Raw genomic sequence first — 13,471 nt, 5'->3', positions numbered from 1 at the left:
TGAGTGGGCTTTTTTATACACTTTTGAAAATTATGTTAAACTCCCGCCATCGAAATTTTTTATTGGTTTTTCTGTGGCTCTATCAAACTTATCGTTGTCTGCACTTTTAAATGCCCCTGTTGCGCGTAAACAGCCGCACACTTTAACAACACACCAAAAAACACGTATTGATGATTACTATTGGATGCGTGATGACGAACGCACAGAGCACGCTATGTTGGCACATTTAGCCGCTGAAAATGATTATTGCGAACAGCAGTTAGCGCCAATTAAACCACTGCAAACGGCATTATTTGACGAGCTAAAAGGCCGGATAGTCAAAGATGACAATACTTTTCCCGTCAAAGATGGCCAATATTGGTATCACTCTGAAGTACGTGGTGATGATGAGTATTCTCGCCATTACCGCAGTCGTCAGATGGATGCGACAGATAAACAACTATTGTTAGATGTAAATATACTGGCAGCAGGCTTTGAATTTTATGAACTGGGCGAGGTGGCAATTAGCCCAAATGAGCAATTATTAGCTTACTCAGAAGATACCGATGGTCGTCGCATCTATACCGTAAAGTTTAAAGTTATTGATAACGAGGGTTTACTTGACGATGTGTTAGAAAACACCGAAGGGCAAATCGTTTGGGCAAATGACAATAAAACGGTTTTTTACGTAAAGAAAGACCCGAAAACGTTATTGGGTTATCAAGTTTATCGTCATGTATTAGGTACTAGCCAAACGCACGATGTCCTAGTTTATGAAGAGCAAGATCGTAGCTTTTTTATGGGGTTAGGTAAAAGCCGTGATGAAAGCCTAATTATCATTGACTTGGCTACCACTGAAACGAATGACACTTGGATATTAGATGCAAATCAGCCATCCGGCGAATTCACACAATTAATGCCACGCGAGGAAGGCCACGAGTTTGATGTTGATAAACTCGGCGCTACGTTTTATATCGTAACTAATTGGCAAGCTAAAAACTTCCGTTTAATGACCGCAACGGAGGCTACTATTGCAGACAAAACACAGTGGCTTGAGCATACCCCTCACCGTGATAGCGTTTTATTAGAAGGCGTAGAGCTGTTTGATGATTTCTTGGTGCTTACCGAGCGCGAACAAGGCCAAACTCGCTTTGTGGTGATTAATAAACAACAGCAGCGTATGACCTTAGAGTTTGACGATCCTTGTTATTATGCTGCCATTGCAATGAATCCTGAACATGACACGCACCTAGCACGTATTTATTACTCAAGCCTCACCACGCCAGGCTCATTGTTTGAAGTGGACTTAAATAATGGTGATAAAACCTTATTAAAACAACAGCAAGTATTAGGCAGTTTTGAGCCACAAAACTATGCCTCAGAACGATTAATGGTAACAGCGCGTGATGGTATTAAAGTCCCAGTGTCACTGGTTTATCGTAAAGAGCTATTTAAAAAAGACGGCACTAATCCGTTATTTCAATATGGTTATGGTGCATACGGTATAACCATTGATCCGAGCTTTTCGAGCACTTCACTAAGCTTACTCGATCGTGGTTTTGTGTATGCTATCGCCCATGTCCGTGGCAGTGAAATGTTGGGCCGTGAGTGGTACGAGCAAGGCAAAAAGCAGCATAAGCAAAATAGCTTTAACGATTTCATTGATGTGACCAAAGCATTGGTTGCACAAGGTTATGGTGCACAAGATAAAGTGTTTGCTTCAGGCGGTAGTGCCGGTGGCTTACTTATGGGAGCGGTTGTTAACCAAGCACCTGCGCTTTATTTAGGGGTGGGCTGCCATGTGCCATTTTTAGATGTGTTAACAACTATGCTTGATGAATCAATTCCGCTTACTACCAATGAATACGATGAATGGGGTAATCCCAATGACCCTGCCTATTATGATGTGATTGCTCAGTATTCACCGTATGACAATATTGCCGCTCAGGCGTACCCACATATTTTAGTCACTACCGGACTTCATGATTCACAAGTGCAATATTGGGAGCCGATGAAGTGGGTAGCGAAAATGCGTGAGTATAAAACGGATGATAATATTTTAGTGTTTAAAACCGATATGGATGCCGGTCACGGCGGCGCATCAGGGCGTTTTAAAAGCTTGGAAGAAAAAGCCCTTGAGATGGCATTTTTTATTAGCCTAATAGACTTTTAATCCCGCTGGGTTTACTTTTATAGTGCGCTGTGTGAAGTATTAAATAACAAAGGAACCGTGTTATGTGTTTAGCTGATGAGATAAAACGAAGGAATAACGTAAAAATAATTGGGAAAGGGCAGAAAACGCTGCTTTTGGCTCATGGTTTTGGTTGTGACCAAAACATGTGGCGCTTTTTAATTGCGTCATTAGCCGATAACTTTAGCATTGTTTTATTTGATTACGTTGGCTCGGGCGCGTCCGACATTTCACAATACAGCAAACAACGTTACAGTAATTTAGACGGGTATGCGCAAGATGTTATAGATATATGCGACGCCTTACAGCTATCAAAGGTGGTATTTGTTGGCCACTCGGTTAGTAGCATGATTGGTGCTATAGCTGCTAATAAAAAGCCTGAATATTTTTCAAACTTGGTTATGATATGCCCGTCGCCATGCTTTTTAAATGATCCACCAGATTATTCAGGGGGATTCGAAACACAAGATCTACTCGAACTCCTTAGTATTATGGATAAAAATTATATTGGCTGGGCTAATTACCTTGCACCATTAGTGCTTGGAGATAGCAACACCCATGAATTTATGCGGGAGTTGTCAGGCAGTTTTTGTTCAACGGATCCTGTGATTGCCAAAACATTTGCAGAAGCAACGTTTTTATCTGATCACCGACACTTATTAACAGATATTAATCAGCCGACATTAATTTTTCAAAGTCAAAATGATGCATTAGCCGCCGTGACTGTGGGTGAATATATGCATGAGCGAATGCCACACAGCAAGCTTAGTGTAATTGCAGCTGATGGACATTGTTTGCACATGACACACCCGAATGAAATTGCGCAAATAATTATTGAATATTTGCAGTAACCTCAGTGAACAATACAATTACGCAATACAAAATTAATTACACTCCAGATGACTTTGCCTGTGGTGCCTGTGTGACTGACGCTAACAGAATCATTATTTACGTTAATAGTTACTTTACCAACGAACTCCAATGGCAGCCAGAGGTGTTGCTGGGTAAAAATGTAGATACGGTGTTTACTAAGTCATCAAAGATATTTTTTCAAAGTTATTTAATTCCCACCCTATTACATGAAAAAAAATGTGAAGAAATGCAACTGCTTATAATGAACGGCAAAGGCGAACGTTTACCTGTTACAGTGAATGCGCATATTGGGTCTGATCATTGTATTTATTGGAGTTTTTTTAATGCCTCGAAGAGAGATTTACTTTATGAGGAGTTACTAAAAACACGTTCAGTATTGGAAGCACAAGCCGAACAGTTAAAACAGCTGGCTGCTACCGATGAGTTAACGCAATTACTCAACCGAAGAGAAATGAAAGTCAGAAGTACGCTAATGCTTGAGCAAGCTGCAAGATCGCATCAAATTGTGAGCTTGTTAATGCTCGATATAGACTTTTTTAAAATCATAAATGATACCTATGGTCATATGAAAGGTGATGACATACTAAAAGAGTTGGGTGCTAAGCTTAACAGCGAGTGCAGAAAAACAGATCTTGTTGCGCGTATTGGTGGTGAGGAGTTTTTAATTATGTTACCAGATACAAATCAAGAGAATACGTTACTATTTTGCCAAAAGCTGCATGCGTTAGTTGCAACAATTAAAGTTGAAAACACGCCAATAACAATAAGTATTGGTGTGAGTATTGCTGATGAAAAAATGTCTTTTGCCGCGCTTTACGCCCAAGCAGATAAGGCGGTTTATCAAGCAAAAGAGCAAGGCCGAAATAGAACTGAATTTTTTCAAGCGGTAAAGTAACTTAAAACATCACAGAGTATGTTTATTAAGTAGGCCAGCTCTTTAAAAGCTGGCCTACTTGTGGTTATCTAAAAATTAATTTAAATAGGCTTTAAGCATCCACACTAGCTTCTCTTGCTCAGTAATATAATCACTCATCAATGAAGCAGTCCCTTCATCTTGTGCATCACTTGCTTGCTCTAAAATATCGCGCTGCATTTTAATTAAGATGCTGTAACCTGCGAGTAAGTTTTCGACTGCTGCGACACCATCACTGATATTTTTTGCTTCTTTAATTTTGCTGATCTCTAAGTAATCAGAGAATGCATGCAGTGGTGCGCCATCAAGGGTTAAAATACGCTCGGCGACTTCATCTACTTTTAAAAGTAATAGGTTATAAATTTCTTCAAACTTGATGTGCAGTTCAAAAAAGTTGCGACCTTTAATGTTCCAATGAAAGCCGCGGGCATTCATATATTGAATTTGATAACTACTTAGCAGGGTATTGAGTGACTTGATGATATCTTCACTTTTCGCGCTGTTAAGACCAATTGCGTTTACCTGTGACATAACTTCTCCTTAATAAACTGATAAGATGTTTTCTAAACACTGATAGCAAGTATCAGCCATTTTTAGTGATCTGTAAAATGGTTAAAATCGATAACCTCGATAGATTCCACCTATTAGTTAAACGCTGAGTAATTAATTTGTTTGTACAATAGATATGGGTTCTAATCTTTAAAAAACCACTCTCAAAATCAAAATATCCGCAAATCGTGCAATAAAAATACCATAAGATGATCTAAAACAAGCTTTTATAGCAAGCGATTACATGGCGAGTGGTTATTTGATTTAGGTCAACATTAACGTTTTTAGTCAGCGCATAATCAACATAGATAAATTAGATGGAGAACACTCATGCAGGCTAAAACACAAAAAGAAAGTAAAATGGAATTAGTTGTAATTGGTATAGCGTTGATTGCATTTGTAGTTGGCTTAGTTGGTCATTTAGCAGGAGCAAGCTTTGCTAACTTTGATACCTTTGGTTATATCGCAGCACCAACACCACTGATCTTAGCAATCATCGCATTTGTTGCTTATAAAGTGGCTGCTAGTGCAGAAGATTAAATCAACAACTCAACAATATAATTCATCACTTGGCGTGAGTAGATCATACTAGTGTGACTTAAATGAAACACTTTATGCTCTGCCATGCCATTGAGTTTGGTTTCATCAATTAATACCGTGCCATCTGATTGACTACCTTTGGCAATTAACGGCATCAGTCCAATCGGTAAATCGCCAGCAATACTATAAAGTTTGGCATTAAATGGCCAATCGCCATTTTCGGTCAGGAGAAATTCCACACTGTTTTTTAAAAACACATCAAAGCCCTTTTGTTGCATTCTGCGGGCTATGTGGCTGCCTTTATGCGGCGTGCCTAAAGTAATAACTTTTGTTACGTTTTGGCTTTGCTCTGAATTTGCCGCAAGGTATGCGCGCGCCACCAGTCCGCCCATTGAATGACACACAAGAGCGGTGTTTTTATCATCAATAAAATCATCAATCTGTTTAAAAATAGCGGCGCGATCGGGCGACAATGTATTATAAGAAAGGTTGAGAATATCCAACCCAGACTTTTCAAGCTGCGAGCATAAAGGGCGCATTACAAAGCCAGACATATACAATCCATGTAACACTACAACGCGTTTAACAGTCATACACCCTCTTAATTTATTGAACCTACAATTACATTAATTGTACTGGTTTTATTTCAATGTTAACTGAATCAGAGCTCACCCATACATCACCATCTTGAATGGTAATAGTCAGCGATATATTGCGATCAACCAGTGCTGCCAGCGCTTGAGTTGCAGCAAAATCTAAACTAAAAATGCTTAGGTTTTTAAACTCATGCAACTTAGGTTGATGTTTTTGCCACCAAATTGCTTGGTTGTTTTCACCATAAGTGTATAGCACCACTTGTTTAGATTTATTACAGGCTTTTTTAACACGTTTTTCATCTGGTAAACCAAGCTCAACCCACAGCTCGATCTCATCGCTGTAGTTTTTATGCCACAACTCTGGCTCATCATCAGCGGACAAACCTTTGGTGAACTCTAAACCATCACAGGCATTAAGTGCATAAGCAAGCAAGCGGATCATCAAGCGTTGCTCGGTTTCTGATGGGTGTTGTGCCAAGGTTAAATTAAAGTCTTGGTATACGTGGCGGTCCATATCGCTTAGCGATAACTGCGCTTTAATAATCGTTGATTTAAGAGCCATAACAGTTTATTTGAAAAAATTTACGCCAGTATAACGTAATTCGTTGTGGAGCTCGTGAATTTAGTCGTTATGATGATTAAAAAGTCCCTCCGTTCAGGCTTAATAGTAGCCGCCTTATTAAATTTTATGAGCACTTAAAGTAATAATCTAGAACACGCGTTTAACCGTTTGCTGTATCACAAAGCAGTATTGTTGTAGCGACTAGCAAAAGCCTACGATTAATATGCGCTGTTGTGATTGTCTTTATAGTCGATCACCACCGCATTGTGTGCATGCAAGCTTTCTTGATGTTCTATTTTGAACCAGTAATCCGATAACTCGCTCATTGCTGTTAATGCTTGTTTTATACGTCGTGCGGCATCTTCACAAAACATTAGGTTGCTGGCGTTTAGTTTCGCAAAGGCTTGCTCATCTTGTCGTTTTACGGCGGTTTGTACTGGGGTGCCAATAACGTTTTCAAAGTGTCTAATCAATGCCGCTATATCAGGCAATTGTTGGTTCAAAAAGGTGAGTTTAAGATCAACAAAGGAACGCTGGCTATGGGCTGTGGCGATACTGCCTTGTGCTGATTTGAGCCAAGCAGTGAGTTGGGTTTTATTAATTTGCGGCTCACTAAATTGTAACTCCACTGCGTCACTCAGTGCTTGTCGCGATAATGCCGCAGAGCAAGGGCAAGTACTTGAATACGGAATTGTTAAGCTAAGTTGTGTGCTAAGTTGTTGTTCAATATATTGGCAATTAAGTTGTATAGGGTACGATTGATAGCCAAATTCGTTACTGAGTAGCGCCGGCTTTTTTAGCATCAACTCAAAAGCTAAATTGATTTTTGCACTTTGACTTAAGCCTTGTTGCGATGCAACCAACTCTTTTAATAGTGAGGTTAACATGGCGGTGCTCAATGGCTGTGAACTCAGTGCATGATTAACTTTAAGGTACAGCCTCGACATATGAATGCCTTTCGCGCTGCCTTGATCTAAGCTGACAAACACATCTGTTTTGGCACTAAGTTGCTGGGGTGGCTCGGTTAAAATATGCAATGGAGTTGCAATGGCCTGCATTCCTACCCAGCGTAAAGGGAGCGCAGAGGCTACATGGTCTGTTGCAGTAATATCGGCTAAGGTGGTGTTGCAATAGTTCATAAGTTGTCCAACTATCGATTAAATAATAAAGGCATGGCTGCCCGAGTGGCTTCTAAAATATGGTAACCGTTAAACACTTGCTGACCATTTACCCAAGTACTGACAATGCGCGCCGAAAACTGCTGATCCGCAACCGGAGTCCAGCCACAAAGGTAGCGTGAATGCTGGTTTGCTACTGAGGTTGTTGCGTTTGGGTTGAGCAGCACTAAATCGGCATAATAGCCTTCACGAATAAAACCTCGTTCGACAATGCGATAACGCAGTGCGGGATTATGGGCGGTTTTTTCAACGACTTTTTCAATACTGAATGTGCCATTGTGAACCTGTTGCATTAGCATAAGTAAGGCATGCTCAACTAATGGTAAACCTGCAGGGGCTTGATTGTAGGGTTGTTGTTTTTCGTGCCAAGTATGGGGCGCATGATCGGTTGCGATAATATCAAGATGATCGCTGTTTAGTGCGTTTAACAAGGCTTGGCGATCGTAGTTGCTTTTGATCGCAGGGTTACATTTAATCAAGTTTCCTAAACGAGCGTAATCGTTATCGCTAAACCATAAGTGATGAACGCAGGCTTCGGCTGTAATGTGTTTATTGGTAATTGGCCCAGCAGTAAATAAACTCAACTCGCGTGCTGTTGTAATATGCAATACATGCAGTTGCGTGTGGTACTTTTTTGCTAATGCTACAGCATAAGACGATGACGCATAACAAACTTTTTCATCACGGATCTGTGGATGGTGCTGTATTGTGGGTGTGATACCTTGGCGATATAACTTGCGTAAGTTTTGTTGAATAACCTGGCCATGCTCACAATGTGTGGCAATAAGCACCGGGCTTTCTCTGAAAATGGCGTCTAATGCGGCTGGATTCTCAACTAATAAATCACCGGTTGAGGCGCCCATAAACACTTTAACCCCGCATATTTTTTTTCGGTCAAGGGCCTTTATGGTGTCTAAATTGTCTTCTGTTGCACCAAGATAAAAAGCGTAGTTAGCAGCCGAGTGAGCTTTAGCGCGTGCGTATTTATCTTCGAGTGCTTGCAGCGAGGTTGTTGCGGGATTGACGTTGGGCATTTCCATATAGCTAGTAATACCACCCGCAACAGCGGCGCGTGACTCACTGGCAATAGTGCCTTTATGGCTGAGCCCAGGCTCTCTAAAATGAACTTGGTCGTCGATCATACCTGGCATTAAATAACAACCTGTAGCATCGATCACCTGATCAAGCGCAGTTGCAGATAAGCTGCTAGCAATGCTGTCGATGCGATCGCCTTTAATTCGCACATCGGCGGCCACTGTGCGGCCTTCGTTAACCAATAATGCGTTTTTGATTAATTGGCTACGCATCGTGACTCCTTAGCAATTAAAGTCGAAAGTTAGTGTGAGTCGCTTATTGCTCGTCCATGTTGTTAGTGCTGGTGTTGGTTGAGCTAACGACATTGTGAGCATAGCTTCCTGAGTGAGCGATAAGCTTATGGTTGTTGTGTGGGTGTACAGTGGGGCTTCTTACAACGCAGTTGATAATTACGAAGGTGACCATAAGCGATAATGCATGAGCCCAGTAGCGTGAGTATAACTTCGCCGTATTTATCTAGTTGCGATGCAGTAAGAAATTGCACACTGATCAGCACCACTAGGCCAACAGAACCAGTAATAAAAACATTTTTTTGGCGATGGTGTAAGTAACCCATTAGCAATGCAATCACACTGATTGGCAGCACGGCATAAATCAGCCAGCGATGAAATAACTCATCGTCGAATGCTAATAATCCCGCAATTGATGGTAATAAAATGAGTATCATGGGTAATAATAGGCAATGAGCAATACACAGGAACGACAGGCTTATAGCCATTTTGTCGGTAAATAATTGTAACTTAGTCATGAGTACCTCATGTTGAGTGTGAGTTGCCGCCTAATGAGCGACACTGTTGGCGTTTTTAGCTAAGCTATGACGCCATATTATTTAAAACGACCATGTTATTGTTGGTTGCGCCGCTATTAATTTTTGCATACCTTGACCTTGCTGATTGAGCCACTGAGCTTTGATATGGGTCAACGAAGTGGCCCATTTAAATAACAACACAGAGACCTGATCAACAGTGTTTGGGCAGGTAAAGTAATATTCTAATTCGATATCATGGTGAGCATTAGCTTGCTCAGTGTACTGACTTGGTGTCTGCAAAGAGTGTTTAATACTATCAAGCTGGCATGCTTCATTGAATGCAATGATCTGGGTATGATCTGCAAATCGCGCAGCTAATTGTTGTATGGCTTGGTGTTCAGAGTCACTTTTAGGAGTATGTTCAAAACCAAGTAGATCGGCACTGGGCAAAACAAATTGCAGTAACCATGTTTGCTTATGCTGGGAAACAAAAAGCTCACCTTGACCATGTACATGGCCGTATGCTGCTGTTGTAAAGCTTAACGTTAGTGTTAATAGCATGACAAAAAGCAAGGTATTTTTCATTTAGTCATCGTTCTATAGAATATTTATTGTTATAATATAACATATCTATATTGGTGTAAAATAAATATCTGTGAGTTTTATTGACTACTTGGGGGGATTAATTGAAGGTAAAAAAGTGTGAGGTTATTAAATTACGCGTGATAAGAGTGGGGTAATCGTAGCGCGCGTTAGTGCATATAACACTAACACGCGCAGCTGCGCTATAAAGTTAATTATTCAGCGCGTGACATGGTCATAATACGTTCGCGCAATTGTGGATCTTGTTGGGCTTGTTGAGCAATTTCACTATACTCAGCAACCGTTAATCCTGCTTTTTCTACAGCCTTAACCATTTCAGCCTGTGCTCTTTGCTGAATCGTTTGTGCTTGTTCCGTATCTTCAGCACTTTGAAACTCTGATTCATACCGCGCACTTATTTTATCGATTGAATCCATAGCAATACTGAACTGTAATAACTTTGCATCTTTGATACTTGATGTCTGTTGTTGTGGTGGTACTGCTACCCCCGTATTGGCATTAACCATACCCGCAGTGGCAGATAGAGACAGTGCGGCGATACATAGTGCGATAGTATTTTTTTTCATAAATGTTACTCCAATTATTTTGAGTTCGATTTACTTATAGCGAAGAGCATGCCAACATTTAAAATAAAAATAACGTATTGATTTATATTGAGTTTAATTTATTTCTCGGTTGTTTAGCTTTATTGCATAAGCAGTGGTGTGTATACTAATGATACACCGGAGGAGGGCTTGTGACAAAATTATCCAGTTTTCGCTATTGGCACCTAGCGAGCTTACAGCGCAGTTTATTGTTTTATGTAGTCTTGCCAATGTTATTACTAACAGGGCTGGCAATACGTTTTGGTTTGGTTTATACCAACGAGTTAGTCACCACCAGTATGCGTACAGATCTAGAGTTAATCGGCCGTGCCATACGTATACCCATTAGCGACGCGTTATTAAAACAAGATACTAACGCCATAAATGCGCACTTAGAGTCGGTATTCACGATTGGGCGGGTTTATGGTGCCTCAATTTATGACGTTGATGGTGCTTTAGTCGCGGCAACTGGCGTGATTGAGCCCGATCTCACTAATAGCCAGTTGGCATCTGAGGTGGTTAGCACCGGTCAACAACAAGACGGTTATCGATCGGTGTCGGGGCAATCATTGTTTTCGCATTTTCTGCCTATTGTTAATCGCAGTGGTCAAATTCATGGCTTATTGCAAATTAGCCGTAAGGCCAGTGACTTTGAACAGTCATTAGCTAAGTTATCAAATAAAGCGTGGTTAAGCTGGTTTGCACTAGCAATATTGAGTTTATTGATTATGTGGCGCGGTCATAAACGAGTGATTGGTCAACCGATCAACGAATTAGTCAGTAGTATGCGCCGGGTTGCCAGTGGCGAACGGCGTTATCGCGCGCGTTTGCAGGGCCCGCTTGAGCTGCGAGAAGTCGCTAAGGGATTGAATCATATGTTAGATGAAATCAATGCCGCCGAGCAGCAACTACTGGCGCAACAGGCACAACAGCGAAAAATAGAACAGCAGCTTAAAGAGCAAGAAACCATGGCCGCTATTGGTCAAGTCGTTAGCGGCGTTGCCCATGAATTGGGCGCACCGTTAAGCGTTATCGATGGCCGTGCGCAGCGGTTATTACGCCAACATCCCGATGCCGACAGCCAACGCCAACTACAGGCAATTCGTGGTCAAGTATTACGCCTTAATCGCATGGTAAAACAGCTGCAAGCGTTTGCTCATACACCAGTGACTAGCTGGCAGCGGATTGCTTTATTACCGCTATTGCAGCAAGCCGTGCAGAGCATTAGTTATGAGTTACAAGACGATGAAAAACAACCCGAAATCAAACTTCCTTGCCCCGATATACTGTTATATGTCGATATTGCACGGCTAGAGTTGGCGCTTGTTAATGTATTAAGAAACGCTACGCAAGCAGCTGCCAGTCAGGTGGTGATTGAGTCGCAACAACAACACGATCAGCTGCTTATTAAGGTTCAAGATGATGGCAAAGGGTTAACCAGTAATCTCACCACAGAGCAAATGATGACCCCTTTTGTGTCAACCAAGCCACAAGGTCAAGGAACGGGGTTAGGACTTGCCATCGTGCAGCAAATTATGCAGGAACACCGGGGTACTGTGAGCTTAAAAAACAACCCCGAAGGTGGCTGCGAAGTGACCTTAACCTTACCGCTAACCAAGCAGGATATATACCAATGAGCAGTTTATCGCCTTACCGATTAGCCATAGTTGAAGACGACCCGGATTTACTGGAGCTATTACAAGAAGAGTTAGCCAGCCAAGGCTATCAAGTCACCGCCTGTGGCTGTGCAGAAGATTTACTCGGCTGTATTAGCGAGCAGCGCTTTGACTTAGTGATCAGCGATATCAGGCTGCCAGGCATTGATGGCATGCAATTATTACAACGCTTAAAACAGCAACCTGAGCCGCCAGCTCTATTACTCATTACCGCTTTTGGTACTGTGCGCCAAGCGGTAAATGCGCTAAAGCAAGGCGCAGATGACTTTTTGACCAAGCCGCTTGACTTAGATCATTTGGCTTTGTCGGTACAGCGTTTATTAGCTCATAAAGCGCTGCGTAATGAAGTGCAGCAACTGAGGCAACAACAGCAAGATGGCCCCGCAGGTTTAGTTGGCAAAAGTCGTGCTATGCGTCGTTTGTACCAACAAATAACTCAAGTTGCGTCGGCACAAGGGGCAGTGCTTATTTTAGGAGAAAGTGGCACCGGCAAAGAGTTGGTTGCACGGGCAATACATCAACAAAGCTCGCGTAGTGAACAACCATTTATTGCCATTAACTGTGCGGGGATCCCCGCTGAACTAATGGAAAGTGAGTTTTTTGGTCATGCCGCCGGTGCATTTACCGGCGCGCGCCAACAGCGCTCGGGTTTATTTAAAGAAGCCGATGGCGGCACCTTATTGCTTGATGAAATTGCAGAAATGCCATTACTGTTACAAGCCAAATTGTTACGGGTATTGCAAGAAGGCACGATCCGCCCTGTTGGGAGCGATCAAGAAGTTAAAATTAATGTGCGTATTGTCGCCGCAACCCATCAAAATTTAGAGCAGGGGGTTGCCGCAGGGACGTTCCGTGAAGACTTATTCTATCGCTTAGAAACCTTTAGTTTAGCCGTCCCGCCACTGCGCGACAGAGGCGATGATCTTGAATCACTAGCAATATTTTATTTACAGCAACTGCAACAAAAACAACCCCGTGATGTACATGGCCTGAGCCAAGACGCACTTGATTGTTTATACCGCTACCCGTTCCCTGGTAACGTACGCGAACTACAAAACGCAATAGAGCGTGCTTACACCTTTGCCAGTGGCAGCAATATTGCACCAGAAGACTTTCCAACGCGCATTCATAACTACCAACCAGAAGTAAGCCAAAGCAATCAAAAAGTCACCACCCGTTGGCCAACCTTACAGCAGTTACAACAAAACTACGTACAGCAAGTGCTCCAGCACACCGAAGGTAACAAACAACAAGCCGCCCAGCTACTAGGCATCACACGGCGCACCTTATACCGCTGGCTAGAGCAAGGAGAGCATGACAGCGATAGCGACGAATAAAGTGCAATATTACCGGTGATGCAGATGGCATAAATAAACCTGATACG

General features: G+C 42.0%; 14 protein-coding genes. 6 read left to right on the top strand and 8 right to left on the bottom strand.

Going from position 1 to position 13,471, the window contains the following annotated elements; translation table 11 throughout:
- Nucleotides 1–73 precede the first annotated feature (73 nt).
- From ACMVDV_RS13140 to ACMVDV_RS13130, 3 genes are all read left to right on the top strand, one after another.
- Complete coding sequence (locus tag ACMVDV_RS13140) at nucleotides 74–2,152, top strand: S9 family peptidase (protein ID WP_416158409.1); 2,079 nt, start codon at nucleotides 74–76, stop codon at nucleotides 2,150–2,152.
- Nucleotides 2,153–2,214: 62 nt separating this feature from the next.
- Nucleotides 2,215–3,021, top strand: a complete 807-nt coding sequence (locus tag ACMVDV_RS13135) for an alpha/beta fold hydrolase (RefSeq protein ID WP_416158408.1) — start codon at nucleotides 2,215–2,217, stop codon at nucleotides 3,019–3,021.
- 5 nt (nucleotides 3,022–3,026) lie between these two features.
- Nucleotides 3,027–3,938 carry a GGDEF domain-containing protein gene (locus ACMVDV_RS13130; RefSeq protein WP_145240246.1) on the top strand — a complete coding sequence of 304 codons (912 nt, stop codon included), beginning with the start codon at nucleotides 3,027–3,029 and terminating at the stop codon, nucleotides 3,936–3,938.
- A gap of 75 nt (nucleotides 3,939–4,013) precedes the next feature.
- On the opposite strand, the gene ACMVDV_RS13125 is transcribed toward ACMVDV_RS13130, so the two are convergent.
- Nucleotides 4,014–4,487 carry a Dps family protein gene (locus ACMVDV_RS13125; RefSeq protein WP_304181315.1) on the bottom strand — a complete coding sequence of 158 codons (474 nt, stop codon included), beginning with the start codon at nucleotides 4,485–4,487 and terminating at the stop codon, nucleotides 4,014–4,016.
- A gap of 348 nt (nucleotides 4,488–4,835) precedes the next feature.
- Here ACMVDV_RS13125 and ACMVDV_RS13120 point away from each other — a divergent pair, with 348 nt between their 5' ends.
- Nucleotides 4,836–5,045, top strand: a complete 210-nt coding sequence (locus ACMVDV_RS13120; RefSeq protein WP_149982248.1) for a hypothetical protein — start codon at nucleotides 4,836–4,838, stop codon at nucleotides 5,043–5,045.
- Here ACMVDV_RS13120 and ACMVDV_RS13115 read toward each other — a convergent pair.
- From ACMVDV_RS13115 to ACMVDV_RS13085, 7 genes are all read right to left on the bottom strand, one after another.
- Nucleotides 5,042–5,638 carry an alpha/beta fold hydrolase gene (locus ACMVDV_RS13115; RefSeq protein ID WP_416158407.1) on the bottom strand — a complete coding sequence of 199 codons (597 nt, stop codon included), beginning with the start codon at nucleotides 5,636–5,638 and terminating at the stop codon, nucleotides 5,042–5,044. The two genes, ACMVDV_RS13120 and ACMVDV_RS13115, sit on opposite strands and share 4 nt — an antisense overlap.
- Before the next feature lie 28 nt (nucleotides 5,639–5,666).
- The gene (locus ACMVDV_RS13110; protein ID WP_192541779.1) at nucleotides 5,667–6,203 is read right to left on the bottom strand and encodes a YaeQ family protein; all 537 of its coding nucleotides are present in this window, start codon (nucleotides 6,201–6,203) and stop codon (nucleotides 5,667–5,669) included.
- A gap of 218 nt (nucleotides 6,204–6,421) precedes the next feature.
- Entirely contained in the window at nucleotides 6,422–7,342 is a 921-nt protein-coding gene (folE2, locus tag ACMVDV_RS13105; RefSeq protein WP_416158406.1) for a GTP cyclohydrolase FolE2, read from the bottom strand.
- Nucleotides 7,343–7,353: 11 nt separating this feature from the next.
- On the bottom strand, nucleotides 7,354–8,688 hold the full coding sequence (locus tag ACMVDV_RS13100; RefSeq protein ID WP_416158405.1) for a dihydroorotase: 1,335 nt from the start codon (nucleotides 8,686–8,688) through the stop codon (nucleotides 7,354–7,356).
- Nucleotides 8,689–8,813: 125 nt separating this feature from the next.
- Complete coding sequence (locus tag ACMVDV_RS13095) at nucleotides 8,814–9,224, bottom strand: MerC domain-containing protein (protein WP_416158404.1); 411 nt, start codon at nucleotides 9,222–9,224, stop codon at nucleotides 8,814–8,816.
- Between the two features lie 81 nt (nucleotides 9,225–9,305).
- Nucleotides 9,306–9,809: a ZrgA family zinc uptake protein gene (locus ACMVDV_RS13090; protein ID WP_416158403.1), complete on the bottom strand. Its 504-nt coding sequence runs from the start codon at nucleotides 9,807–9,809 to the stop codon at nucleotides 9,306–9,308.
- Nucleotides 9,810–10,021: 212 nt separating this feature from the next.
- Nucleotides 10,022–10,393 carry a DUF4168 domain-containing protein gene (locus ACMVDV_RS13085; RefSeq protein WP_416158402.1) on the bottom strand — a complete coding sequence of 124 codons (372 nt, stop codon included), beginning with the start codon at nucleotides 10,391–10,393 and terminating at the stop codon, nucleotides 10,022–10,024.
- A gap of 170 nt (nucleotides 10,394–10,563) precedes the next feature.
- Here ACMVDV_RS13085 and ACMVDV_RS13080 point away from each other — a divergent pair, with 170 nt between their 5' ends.
- A complete protein-coding gene (locus ACMVDV_RS13080) occupies nucleotides 10,564–12,048 on the top strand; it encodes an ATP-binding protein (RefSeq protein WP_416158401.1) in 1,485 nt (494 codons plus the stop codon).
- Nucleotides 12,045–13,424: a sigma-54-dependent transcriptional regulator gene (locus tag ACMVDV_RS13075; RefSeq protein WP_416158400.1), complete on the top strand. Its 1,380-nt coding sequence runs from the start codon at nucleotides 12,045–12,047 to the stop codon at nucleotides 13,422–13,424. The genes ACMVDV_RS13080 and ACMVDV_RS13075 overlap by 4 nt, the downstream gene beginning before the upstream one ends.
- Nucleotides 13,425–13,471 lie beyond the last annotated feature (47 nt).

It is taken from the genome of Pseudoalteromonas sp. ASV78 (assembly GCF_047806705.1).
In the GTDB taxonomy this organism is placed as follows: domain Bacteria; phylum Pseudomonadota; class Gammaproteobacteria; order Enterobacterales; family Alteromonadaceae; genus Pseudoalteromonas; species Pseudoalteromonas prydzensis_A.
Note: the sequence above shows the minus strand (reverse complement) of the source record. Positions and strands in the feature narration are given on the sequence as shown.